Genomic DNA, 12,586 nt, shown 5'->3' with positions numbered 1-12,586 from the left:
GCCAGGCAATCGGTAAAAAGTTATTTACAAGTTAAGTATTAATTTAACCCATTTGCAACCACTTTTTGATTTTTGCAATTCTCCCGAAATCTCCCGAAATCTTCCCGGCCATCACCGTCTTATCTTATTTGTGGCATTTGCGGCCGGATGTTTTTATATTACCCGGACTTTGAAACAAGATAATAACTTTGGCAATGGAATAAAAAACTAATGGGAATTATCTGGCGCGCCGTCATTCTTTCGATTCTGCCGATTGCAGAACTCCGCGGCGGTATTCCTTATGCCGTCGCCAATGACATGAGTATCGGTTACGCTTTTATCCTGTGCGTTCTGGCCAATATACTGGTCATTCCAATCACATATATTTTTCTGGAAACCGCCCACAAGGCTCTTTACGGAATCAAAATCTATCAAACAGTTTTCGACAAATATATCGACCGAACCCGAAGAAAGGGCGAAAAAAACTTCAGCAAGTACGGCTACTGGGGAATTATGCTTTTTGTCGCCATCCCGCTCCCGGTCACCGGGGCATATACCGGAACGGCCGCGGCGTGGATTCTAAAGCTGGAAAAGCGAAAATCATTCTGGTATCTGGCCCTGGGCGTGGTCATCGCCGGCGTTATTGTCAGTATTGCCACCATGACCGGCCTCGGTCTCATGAAAATATTTATTAAGTAACCATGACCCGATCTATCCGTATACTTTCCTATATAATTGGAATAATCGAACTTTATTATAAAGGACTATGTTTCCATGAATGCACGCAATTTTTCCAGGTTTCTTTTGGGAATAATGCTCGTGGGGCTTGCCATGTCGGCTAACAACTGCACCTCCGAGCCGAAACCTCCGGTGGCCGTAAAAGTCGTCCATGCCGATACCGTTCTCACTCATGAGCGGGTCGATAATTATTTCTGGCTGAGGGATAAGGAAAATCCCGATGTCATCGCCTACCTGGAAACCGAAAATGCTTATACCGAACAGATGATGAAGCATACCAAGGCTCTCCAGGAATCGCTGTACGATGAGATCCTTGGCCGCATCAAGGAGACCGACCTGTCGGTACCGGTGAAGGAAGATGATTATTACTATTATTCCCGGACGGAAGAAGGGAAACAGTACGCAATTTATTGCCGCAAGAAGGGGAGTCTTGAAGCGGAAGAGGAGATTCTGCTCGACGTGAATAAACTGGCCGAAGGAAAAGACTTCTATTCGCTCGATGCCTTTGTCGTCAGTCCCGATCATAAGCTGCTGGCTTATGCGGCGGATGAACACGGCAATGAGCATTATAATATCTTTTTCAAGAATCTGGAAACAGGCGGAATATTGCCCGATACGATCAAAGACGCCTCCAATTCGCTGCAATGGGCCAACGACAATAAAACCGTATTTTATACTATCTATGATGAAATCTGGCGCCCCTATAAACTCTTCCGGCATAAACTCGGCGAGGACCCGAAGAACGACGTGCTGGTATATCATGAGCCGGATGACGGATTCTGGATGGATATCGCCAAGACCAAAAACAAAAAATTCCTGATCATGGTTTTCGGGAATAAGACGACCTCGGAGATGCGTATTCTCGAGGCCGACAATCCGACCGGCGAGTTCAGGCTGGTTCATCCCCGTCAGCAGGACATGAAATATGCTGTTGAGAGCCATGGGAATGACTTATATATCCTGACCAATGACAACGATGCGAAAAATTTCAAGCTGATGATGACTTCCGACACAAAACTCGACCGCAAGTTCTGGAAGGAAGTCATCCCGCACAGTCTGTCGGTGAAACTTGACGATTACGAAGTCTTTAAGGATCATCTGGTAGTATATGCCCGCCAGGGCGGCCTGCCGATAATCCTCATAAGAAATCTGAAAACCGGCGAAGAACATAATATCGCTTATCCGGAGCAGTCCTATTCCGTTTACCAGAACAATAACCCGGATTTCAATACGAATATCCTGCGGTTTACTTATGAGTCGATGGTGACACCCAATTCCGTTTATGATTACGATATGGATACGAGGGAGCGCGAACTCAAAAAACGGAAAGAAGTGCTGGGCGGATATAATCCCGATGATTATCAGATTGAGCGTGTCTTCGCCGAAACGGATGATTCGGCCATGGTGCCGATTTCGATCGTTTACCGGAAAGGCCTCGTCATGGATGGTACAAACCCGTGCATGCTGTATGGCTACGGCTCCTATGGAATCAGCACCGATCCATGGTTCTCGGTGGCCCGTGTTAGCCTGCTTGACCGCGGTTTTGTTTATGCTATCGCCCAGGTACGCGGCGGCGGCGAGATGGGCCGGTACTGGTATGATGATGGTAAAATGCTCAAGAAAATGAATACCTTCACCGATTTTATCGCCTGCGCCGAGCACATGATAAATGAAAAGTACACCTCCAGCGATAAATTGATTATCGGCGGCGGCAGCGCCGGCGGTCTGCTGGTCGGCGTCGTTTTAAATATGAGGCCCGATCTGTTCAAAGCGGCCGTGGCCGATGTTCCGTTCGTGGATGTTGTCAATACGATGCTTGATGAATCAATCCCGCTGACCGTTTTCGAATACGAGGAATGGGGCAATCCCAATCAGGAACCCGACTATGACTATATGATGTCATACAGTCCGTATGACAATGTCAGGGCCATGGCTTATCCGGATATCCTGATTACGGCCGGGCTCAATGACACGCGGGTGCAGTACTGGGAACCGGCTAAATGGACGGCCAAACTGAGAGCCATGAAAACCGACAAAAATCGCCTGCTGCTTAAAACCACCATGGGGGCAGGGCATGCCGGTGTGTCTGGACGTTATCAGAGAATTCAGGAAATTGCGTTTGAGTACGCTTTTATGTTTGATGTTCTCGGAATAAAAAAGTAACCGTGTCACAATAATAATAAAGCCGCCCGAAGGATATTCGGACGGCTTGTATTTTGTATCGATTTATTACTAAATTATGGCCGTGCCGGGAAGAGGCTTGATGAAATTCTGACGCAGGCTGTAGGTATATGCTCCCTGGGTCGGAATCAGCAAATAATCGCCCGGCTCAATTTTCTCTCCGAAATAGCTGTAACCCCAGACATCATGCGGCGTGCAGAGTGAGCCGAGGATATAAACCTGATGCTCTGTCAAATCGGGGTGGGTCAGGTTGATAACCGGAAAATAATCGGTCTCAAACCGCTCCCATCCGATCGCATTTGTCCCGGCATCGGTGATGATAATGTCATCCGCCTTCTTGTCCACCACGCGGATGAGGATATGCATGGCGTCGTTGCAGATCCATCGGCCCGGCTCAAGGCAGATCCGGCAGTTTACGAAAGGAAAAAGTTCCGTTCGCACGGCCCTTCCGATTTCTTCGGCAAAGTGTTCGATCGGTGCCGCCGGCAGCTGGTGATGCCGTTCCGGCATCGGTGCCGCCGAACTCAAAGCCTGCATCAACCGCCCCTCTTCGGTACCGGCCGGCTGAAGCCATTCTCCCTGCGGCGGCCAGTATCCGCCGCCGATGTCGATAAATTTTATCTGCTGCCGGCGTGATTCGGGCCAGGTGCGAAGTTCTTCTCCGAGACGCTTTATGAATTTGACCTGATTGATGGCATTCATGTTCCAACTGGTGTGAAACTGCAGGCCGGACAGACTGAGGTGCGGGTATTTATCGGCCTCGTCGAAAAAATGGGCCAGGTCGCCCAATGGAATTCCGAATTTCCGCCAGAAACCCCGTTCATCGGTGGTCAACCTGACTCCTGCTCTGATATTCTTATTTTTTTGCATCGCCATGAATCCCAGGCGCACCAATTCGCCGAAGCTATCAATGAGAACGATCACTCGTTCCGAATTATCCACCGCTGACGACAGTTCCTTGTCGGTTTTTCCCGGGCCGCTGAAGACGATGTCGGATGCGGACGTTTCCAGCGCCATGTTCAACTCGATTCCGCTCGAAACATCAAGGCCCAGTCCTTCATCGGCAAGCCGCTTCATTATTTCGGGGTGATTATTGCTCTTGACGGCATAGTACACCGATATTTCCGGGAGATGTTTGCGAAAGGTCGCTGTAAAATTCCGGGCTCTGCTCTGCAGGGCACGGCTGTCGATAATATAAAGCGGCGAACCATAATAGTCGGCCGCCTCGATAAATATTTCCCGCCGGTCAAGGTACAATTGGACAAAATGCCGCAACTCATCCGCATTCAGTTGCGGTGTTCGTTTGCCAAGTAGCTCCGCGGCTTTTTTCAGAAGGTCGGAATCGCCAGGCATGATACTTGTCCCTGCTTAATGTTCACCTTTTCCAGAAGCTCGACTATTTCGCTTTCCACGTTGCTCCAATCTGTCGGAGCAAAGATTACATGCCCGAGTATTCTGGAATCATAATCATCCGGCGGTAATATAACTTTGTGACCAAGGTGGCGCTTGAGGTAACACTCCCGCACCCGCATATCCCTCAGGGCCGGGGCGGTGTCCATCTCGGAGATGGTGCCCTCACGCGCCGCAATTATCCGGGCGCCGATCAGTCGCTTCCATGCTTCCTGCCCGGGGATAGTGATTTGCTTACCTTCCGCAAAATCAAGCGTCGCTCCGAGAATATCAAAATCACTGCTTTGACGGATCAAGAAGGGAAGATTGTCGCCTCCCGGCCGCGGCGCCATTTCGAGCATGATCGCCTTACCGTCTCGGACGATAAAATCGATCATGACAAAGGATCTTTCGACTCCCAGAGCATGCGCGGCCTCGAGAAGTTGATTTGAAAATGCGTCCTTATTGATGGCCGGCGGCAATTCCATCGGAAGGATATAGCCAAGCGCCGTGCCGAAACTGTTGTTGGCCGAAAATATCTTGCCTGCTATCCGTATGATTTTGATCTTATCCCCATCGACAATAAAATCGGCGCTGAATTCCCTGCCCTCGATAAATTCTTCCCCAACGAAAACGGTATGCGGATCGGGCTGGCTGCTTCGTCCGTCGGCCAGGTACATTCTGATGTTGGAATGTTTCTCAAGCTTTTCTCTTATCTGAGCGAAGGCCTTCCGGCAGTCATCTTCCGAATGACAGGCAAAAGTCAGTTCGCTGCCGCTGCCGGTAAGGGGTTTTATGACTATCGGGCCGCTGATTTGTCCAAGAAAGGTGATTGCTTCGGCAAGGTCGTGAATCAAAGTCATCCGGGGAGAGGGGAGCCCCGCTTCTTCCCACAGTTGCTTGGACAAAAATTTGCTGCGCCCGTTGGCGACGGCACTTGCCGGAGGATAAGGAAGCGAAAATGTTTTTGCTATAAACGAGGTGAGCGCCATGGATTCATCATCGAAACAGGCGACACCGCTCAATTCGAAATTGTGTTGAATAAGAAAATCGCGCAGAATGGTCAGTGTCTTATCGTAGTGCATCAGGTCGCAGAGGACCTCGCTGCCGGCTTCGGGCGGAGGTTCGAAAGCTCCGGCCCGTTCTTTATGATCGGTCAGAAATAGTATCCGCCCCGGATAACGGCGGGAAAGTATCTCGATGTAGTCGGAGGTTGTTCCGACCACAAGCACGCGCTTAGCCGGCATTGGCTGATCTCCGCATTGGCACCTTCTCCATCATCGGAGTGACCGTATTTTCCGGTACTGTGACAGACTGCGGAATATTTGACAGCATATAAAGCGGCCTCGGGGTCAGATGGAACATCGTTTTCCATGAGAAATTTCCGCATAGGAAATCAACGGTTTCCATCCGCTCATTGCAGGCCCGCTGCATGTGATGAGTGTTGATCAGTTTGGCCACACCGGGAAAGGCGGCGTTGGTGCCCCCGGCCAGAAGTACGTAGTTACCGCGATACAGGGCTCCCATGTCGACAGCCGCGGTTTCACCGTCAATAATGATACTGGTTAACCGCAGCCAGCCCTGTTCATTGAGGAAATTCATCAAATCCCGGAAACTCTCGCGGAAACGGGGATCATAGTAATAAGAATCTTCGCCGAAGCGATCGACATTCAGGCGCACCATCTCATCGAAATCATTAAGATTATCATAGCGGAAATGCAGGTCCTTTTCCATGAAGGCGGCAATTTCGCGCTTGATGCGCTTGGCGGTCTTGTGCGAGAACTCATCGAAGTAATTCTCGATTTCATAATTATAGGCGCCCGGTCGGAAGAGGTAACCGATTTCATCGACATTAACCGTGCCCATGCGTGACATGCCCGACGGTTGCAGATAACGGAGATGATATTGCCCCGGAACCGCCTCCAGCATGTCGCGGAGTTCCCGATCACTGCCGGCCATGACCCGGTTCTGTTCCAGCCAGGTTTTGCCGGTCCAGGTTTCACCGGGGAAATAGGCAAAGCTGTCGGTTTCATCGACCCGGCTTAACGGCAGGAAGCCTGTGATACGACCGTTATTTTCGGAGACGATAAAATGGGGAGGCCGCTGGAAATTTTTCTGGAAGCAGTCGCGGACCTCCCAAAGGTCGGTAATAAAATCCGTCGGCATGATCTGCTTCCAGATACTTCGACATTCGTCGAGATCTGAAATAATACGCATGCTTCTCATGGTTAGTACCTGAGATTTACATTCGTAATGACATGCGACCCGCCGAAATAATTACGGGCGAACTCTTCCACGACCGCCGGGTCGTACGGCTTGCAGCTGAATACATCAAGATATGTCGTATTGCTCAGGTTGGCGAAATGCGCCGAGATCAGTGATGTTTCAATCAGCTGCGTCATCGAGAAACCGGCCACCCTTTCGTCCTCACCAAAATTAACCACCACGGTCTCACCAAATCGCTTCATCTCAATCAAATCACATAATTCCATAACGAACTTCCTGATTTTTTCGGCATCGCGGATCGTGTCAGGATTGCAGTTGTAGATATCGAAGCTTGAAGCGATGCCCCAAACGGATTCCCGTTTTGCCCTTTCGACAATACTTTCGGTTTTTTCAATTACAGTCTTCACTTTTTCCTCTGAAAAAATGGTTTTTTGTTTCCGGCAACTGCGTTTATGATGCGGTGCCTGTTAACCATTAGATTACACCTGGGCGCCGTCGCTGCTCGTTGCCGACGGGGTTGCTTCCCTGATAAACCTCGTCAGGCTTGCTACCAGGGCGCCCTGTAATGAACGCAGCGTTTCGTCAACGTCTTCGCCCCCGGAAGAGATAACCGCGAAAGAATAATAACCGGAAATAAATCCCGCGACCGCGCATGTGCTTCGGCGAAGGACCGGACCGGGTAAACGACGTTCGATAGCTTGGTCCAGATTGGATTCAATACTCTGCAGATAGTTGAGGAATGGTGTTTCTATTCCCTCGTATCCCATCTGAAGCGTCAAATCAGCACGTCCCTGGAAATAAAGAACAAAATCCTCCCAGCGATTGCTGAAAAACTCGATATGAACGCTGATTATCTTATCCAGCAGAGATGTCAAATCAGTTATGCCTTTGCATTTTTCATCGATAGCGGCGGTAAGCTCATCAAGCATCCCATGGATAAGTTCATTTATCAGCTCCTCCTTGGACGTAAAATAATAGTAGAAAGTCCCCTTGCCGACATCGGCCCGATCGGTGATTTCATCGATCCGGGTCAGGTCTAGCCCCTTCTCGGCAAAGACTTCACGTGCCGCCATCAGCAGTTTCTGCCGGGTCTTTTTAGTCCGACGTTGTTGCCGAGAGCGTTTTTGGGGTCGTGTTTCCAAAGCTGCTACCACTATTTTCTCCACCCGACTATGTCGTCATTACTGACACCACCGTCATTTGTGACAACATAGTCACTTGTGACACTATCGTCATTTTCGACTATATCGTCAGTTTTAACGAAAAAGTCAAGCGAAAAGTTTCAAAAATTCAGTTTTTTTTGATTATTTTTGATTTTTTGTTGATTTGTTGGACAGACGGCTGTTTAGTCGGTAATTTCTACTCTCCGAACATCTTCGCGGGCAAAAAAGTAGGGAAGGCCTTCTTCAATTCCTCTTTTTTTCGTACAGACAAGAAAACTGACTGATTCGAATATGGCCAGAACCTGATCGGGTGGGGCGGAAGGCTCAAGATTCTTATAAATCTGCCCGATTTCAATTCGCATATTTGGAAGCTGCCGGTTGGCGGGATTGACTGTAAGCGCCTTTATTTGCCATTTTTTGATCTTAATATTAAGCTGCTTTTCAAGCTTCAGCCTGGCCTGTTCCACCTCTTCCGGACTTAACATAATCTTGTGTTTTATTTTCTTTTATGCGGTTTCAGCATTTTTTCGGGAGCCAGTAGCCGATCCAGTTGCGTTTTAGACAACAGGTTTTTCTCCAAAACCAGCTCATAAACGCCCCGGTTGGTTTCCAGGGCCTCCTTGGCCAGATCGGAGCAGACTTCATAACCAAGTTTGGGAACCAGCGCCGTGACCAGGCCGATACTCCGCTCCACCAGCATCCGGCACCGCTCCTTGTTGGCGGTAATGCCCTCGACACATCGGTGCAATAAGGTTATCATGCCGTTTTTAAGCATTTCGATTGATTCGAAAATCGACTGAGCTATAATCGGCTCCATGACATTCAGTTCCAGTTGCCCTGCCTCAGCGGCCAGTGTTACCGTCAAATCATTCCCAATCACTTTGAAAACAATCTGGTTGACTACTTCGGGAATGACCGGATTCACTTTTCCAGGCATGATCGAAGAGCCCGGCTGCATCGGCGGCAGGTTTATCTCATTAAAACCGGCTCGCGGTCCTGATGAAAGCAGGCGCAGATCATTGGATATTTTGGATAATTTCACGGCCAATCGTTTGATAGCCGAGGAATACATTACGAAGGCTCCCGTATCCTGCGTCGCCTCGACCAGATTCGGCGCCAGGATGACTTTTAGGCCGGTGATATCGCGTAAATGCCGGATGACTTTACGGCTGTATTGGGGATCGGTATTGATACCGGTTCCGATGGCTGTGCCGCCAAGATTTACTTCAAGAAACAGGGCGGCATTGGTCCTGAGCCGTTCGATTTCCTCTTCAAGCGTCGCGGCATAAGCTTCAAAAGTCTGCCCGAGAGTCATTGGGACGGCATCCTGAAGTTGTGTGCGCCCCATCTTGATAATGTGGGAAAATTGCCGGGCTTTCTTGCGAAAGGACTTTATCAGACTCTGCAGCACTTCGACCAGCTTGATGTTACTGTTTATAAGAGCGATATGCAGCGCGGTCGGGTAGGCATCGTTGGTTGACTGCGACAGGTTGACATGATTATTGGGATGGCAATACACATAATCGCCCTTTTCATAGCCGAGTATCTCCAGCGCCCGGTTGGCGATAACTTCGTTGGCATTCATATTGGTCGAGGTTCCGGCTCCGCCCTGAATCATATCGACCACAAAATGCGGATGCCACCGGCCGTTTATAATTTCATTGCAGGCCTGAGCGATGGCGTCGGCTATCGGCTTCGACAGCAGGCCGAGGTCAAAATTGGCCCTTGCCGCCGCCATCTTAACCATGGCCAGCGCCTCTATCAGGACTGGGAACTGCATCAGCGAAATACCGCTGATATTGAAATTCTCGAGGGCCCGAAGGGTCTGGATACCATGGTAAAATTCGAACGGCACTTCCCGGTTACCCAAAAGATCATGCTCGACCCGGGTCCGCCCGGAAATATACTGCGCTCCGGCGTTGACCACCCGGGTGCTGGTTTGGCGCATCCGGCGCGAAATTACCCGCGCGATGCGGGAGAGTATTTTAACGGCGATATCGGCATCGGCCGCCGCCAGTTCCCGGAATTTTTCCCGGCTGATGGCAAAAGCGGTCGTCTTTATCATGGCCCGGGCCGAGGTCGAGTGCGGGTAATCATCCATCAGCGAACCCTCGCCCAGAAAATCATATTTGGAAAATATCGACAGTCGTTTTTCTTCCCCCAGGGGCGTTCTTTTGAACAGCTCGATCTCGCCGCTGTGTATGATATAGAGATTTTTCCGAGGGCTGTTCTCCTCGAAAATAAGCTCATCTTTCTCATATACCAGCTCTTCCATATTGCCCGAAACCAGCCGCCGTTCATCGTCATCAAGATCCGCAAACAGCTCGATCGACTTGATAAACTCATTTATCATATTTGTTTTCATTCTCTATTTTCCCAATCTTTCAAGAACGGTTTAAATCTTAATACGAAACCTGTCATCGAAAATAGTCGCAACGGCTTATTTTGGCAATTATTAATTCAGGTCAGAATTGACCTTTTTCCATAAATTAACATGACAGGATCGTATAAATGCCGTTGCGGCCTTAGCCGTTTTTTGTTAAGTTGAGTTTTGAGCATATACCCGTTGTGGAGTGAACCGCGTTTGAAAACCTATCTCGACTGTATCCCTTGTTTCATAAGGCAGGCCTTTGATGCCGCCAAGTTTGTCACCGATGATGAAATCATCCAGGCCAAGATCCTTCGCGAGGTTCTTCTGGCTGTCGCCGCGATGGATTTCAACCAATCGCCGCCCATGATGGGGCAGATGATTCATCGCCTGATACGCGGATTTACCGGCATCGATGACCCTTACCGCGACATCAAAACCCGCTACAATCGCTATGCCCTTAATCTTTATCACCAGTTAAAAAAGCAGATCAGTGATTCCGCCGACCCGATCGAGACCGCCGTCAGGCTGGCTATTGCCGGCAATATTATCGATTTCGGCGCCAAACGGGAACTGGATATCGGTGCGATTTTCAGGGCGATCGATCACGCCGTCAAGGCCGAGCTGGACATGGCCGTATTTAGCGACTTTAAGGCGGCGGTTGCGAAAGCAAAAAATATCCTTTATATCGGCGACAATTCCGGCGAAATCGTCTTTGACCGGCTGCTGGTGGAAACGCTCCCCAGAGAGAAGATAACATTTGTGGTCAGGGGGCGGCCGGTGCTCAATGATGCCATCCTTGAAGATGCCCGCACCTCCGGGATCACTTCGATAGTGCCGGTTATCGACACCGGTTCCGATGCGCCGGGAATTATCATGGCCGATTGCTCCGATGATTGCCGGCAAAATTTCGATCAATGCGATCTGATAATCGCCAAGGGGCAGGGCAATTATGAAACGCTTTTCGATCTCAAGAAAAATATCTATTTCATGTTCAAGGCCAAGTGCCCGGTCATAGCCGGGCATGCCGGCGTCGATGAAGGCGACATTGTCCTCTGCCGCAACGTGCAGTCGTAGAGTGCATCGACTATTTTGATAAAACGATAGGAGGGAAGGTGTCTCCGGACACCTGCCGTTTTGCTGCCCCGGCCGGGTGGCATGCCCAAACTTGTTTGGGGATGTTCTTTAAAAGCCCCGCACCAAATAAATTTGGCGCGGCCACCCCTTTAAGGGTTGATATCCTGTCAGGTCCTTTTCACGCCATAGGCAGGAATATGACCAGACAGCCGAATTTCCGGCTTGCCATTCTTCCGAAAAATCATATCTTACTTGGGTGGGTCAATCCATCTTTGAATGACAGCTTTGCGAGAATCCGAAATGTAAAAATGGCTATTTATTAATTATAGGTATCAAATATGCGGTGGTCTAGATTTTGGAATAAAATTGTTACTGAATCCGGAAAGAAAAATGCTCCGGTCAAGGCTCTTTCCAAAGCAATATTAGATGGATCGCTAGCTATGGCTGAAGAGATTCGCCCTTCAATGGAATTTAATACGAAGGAAGAAAGCGACAATAATTGGGTATATGTTCTATTTGAGTTTCAATATTTGCTGTTTCATCTTGTTAGTCGATATGCAGCGATACACTTAGGGCCAGAAAAAAGAAGTGATTTGCTTGAAGATATAGCTCCACTCGTGATCCAGCCGACTTTGAACGCGATCTTCGGTCATTGGCCTGATGATTTAAAAACAAAAATTAATAGTGAATATTATGAGAATTTGGCGAAATCGGAATACGATTATGGGACATGCAAGCAGGTTTGGTCGGATGAGGAAGTAGATGATATGAACGATGTCGTAATATACCGCTTCGCGAAAAATGTCGCTAATCTGATGGGTAATCCACACAATCCGGGTTTGATCTTAGATGTGCAGCGGACCTTAATAAAGGGATTGAATCTAATTCAATTTAACACGCTACTCGAAAAAGTCTATGAGGTATTTTAGGATTTATTGATAGGCAATTTGGAAAAGCAGAACAATTAGGGCAGAACCCGTAGTCACGCCATACAAATAATACGGAGATCATTCTATGTATATTATAATCGCAGTCATTGGGTTACTTCTCGGCCTATTCGCTTTTAGTCAAATTATTTACCCATTGTTTTCTGCTTGGCCAAGAGCCAGACAATTAAAACGAGAAGGAAAATTAGTAAAGCCTATACCAACAGCCACTTTTGTTGCGGCTCCGCTTGTTTGGTGTGCTTTGCTTCTCGCCTCAATTTGGATAGTAAATAACTATTTCCCTGAATATGCCATGTTGTACTATGTTGTTCTTGGTCTTATATTGATAGTAGTTGTTGCTCAAGTTCCGAAACAAAATCGGAATCTTGAAGCTGACTTCAAGGAAAACTGGAGACAATATTTAAAAGATGAATAACAATATGGTCTTCCCCTAAAAAAATGGACACATAGTTAAGATAGGGTAGCTGCCCGTTCGAAGTCAACTGGATTTTTAAAACCCAGGCTCGAATGACGGCGTT

At 48.6% G+C, this 12,586-nt stretch carries 13 protein-coding genes; 6 read left to right on the top strand and 7 right to left on the bottom strand.

What is annotated here, in order from left to right:
• Positions 1-210: 210 nt before the first annotated feature.
• Together CVT49_14235 and CVT49_14230 are read left to right on the top strand one after the other, a co-directional pair.
• A complete protein-coding gene (locus CVT49_14235) occupies positions 211-678 on the top strand; it encodes a ligand-binding protein SH3 (GenBank protein PKK82333.1) in 468 nt (155 codons plus the stop codon).
• Between the two features lie 132 nt (positions 679-810).
• On the top strand, positions 811-2,880 hold the full coding sequence (locus tag CVT49_14230; GenBank protein ID PKK82345.1) for an oligopeptidase B: 2,070 nt from the start codon (positions 811-813) through the stop codon (positions 2,878-2,880).
• A gap of 69 nt (positions 2,881-2,949) precedes the next feature.
• Here CVT49_14230 and CVT49_14225 read toward each other — a convergent pair whose 3' ends face one another.
• From CVT49_14225 to aspA, 7 genes are all read right to left on the bottom strand, one after another.
• A complete protein-coding gene (locus CVT49_14225; GenBank protein ID PKK82332.1) occupies positions 2,950-4,251 on the bottom strand; it encodes a decarboxylase in 1,302 nt (433 codons plus the stop codon).
• Entirely contained in the window at positions 4,227-5,534 is a 1,308-nt protein-coding gene (locus CVT49_14220) for a biotin carboxylase (protein ID PKK82331.1), read from the bottom strand. The genes CVT49_14225 and CVT49_14220 overlap by 25 nt, the downstream gene beginning before the upstream one ends.
• Positions 5,524-6,513, bottom strand: coding sequence for a cellulose biosynthesis protein CelD (locus tag CVT49_14215; protein ID PKK82330.1), 990 nt, complete (start codon positions 6,511-6,513; stop codon positions 5,524-5,526). Before CVT49_14215 ends, CVT49_14220 begins: the two co-directional genes overlap by 11 nt.
• 2 nt (positions 6,514-6,515) lie before the next feature.
• Positions 6,516-6,908: an S-adenosylmethionine decarboxylase gene (locus tag CVT49_14210; GenBank protein ID PKK82344.1), complete on the bottom strand. Its 393-nt coding sequence runs from the start codon at positions 6,906-6,908 to the stop codon at positions 6,516-6,518.
• A gap of 84 nt (positions 6,909-6,992) precedes the next feature.
• Complete coding sequence (locus tag CVT49_14205) at positions 6,993-7,586, bottom strand: hypothetical protein (protein ID PKK82329.1); 594 nt, start codon at positions 7,584-7,586, stop codon at positions 6,993-6,995.
• 272 nt (positions 7,587-7,858) lie between these two features.
• Positions 7,859-8,143: a hypothetical protein gene (locus tag CVT49_14200; protein ID PKK82328.1), complete on the bottom strand. Its 285-nt coding sequence runs from the start codon at positions 8,141-8,143 to the stop codon at positions 7,859-7,861.
• Between the two features lie 29 nt (positions 8,144-8,172).
• Positions 8,173-10,041 (bottom strand): aspartate ammonia-lyase, encoded by a 1,869-nt coding sequence (aspA, locus tag CVT49_14195; protein PKK82327.1) that lies wholly within the window; start codon positions 10,039-10,041, stop codon positions 8,173-8,175.
• Between the two features lie 219 nt (positions 10,042-10,260).
• Here aspA and CVT49_14190 point away from each other — a divergent pair, with 219 nt between their 5' ends.
• The 4 genes from CVT49_14190 to CVT49_14175 all read left to right on the top strand — a co-directional run bounded on the left by CVT49_14190 (position 10,261) and on the right by CVT49_14175 (position 12,483).
• Entirely contained in the window at positions 10,261-11,121 is an 861-nt protein-coding gene (locus tag CVT49_14190; protein PKK82326.1) for a hypothetical protein, read from the top strand.
• Between the two features lie 38 nt (positions 11,122-11,159).
• The gene (locus CVT49_14185; protein PKK82325.1) at positions 11,160-11,444 is read left to right on the top strand and encodes a hypothetical protein; all 285 of its coding nucleotides are present in this window, start codon (positions 11,160-11,162) and stop codon (positions 11,442-11,444) included.
• Between the two features lie 15 nt (positions 11,445-11,459).
• Entirely contained in the window at positions 11,460-12,050 is a 591-nt protein-coding gene (locus CVT49_14180; protein ID PKK82324.1) for a hypothetical protein, read from the top strand.
• A gap of 85 nt (positions 12,051-12,135) precedes the next feature.
• Positions 12,136-12,483 carry a hypothetical protein gene (locus tag CVT49_14175; protein ID PKK82323.1) on the top strand — a complete coding sequence of 116 codons (348 nt, stop codon included), beginning with the start codon at positions 12,136-12,138 and terminating at the stop codon, positions 12,481-12,483.
• The last annotated feature ends 103 nt before the right edge of the window (positions 12,484-12,586 follow it).

It is taken from the genome of candidate division Zixibacteria bacterium HGW-Zixibacteria-1 (assembly GCA_002838945.1).
GTDB lineage: Bacteria > Zixibacteria > MSB-5A5 > GN15 > PGXB01 > PGXB01.
This window is presented reverse-complemented; position numbering and strand designations above follow the sequence as displayed.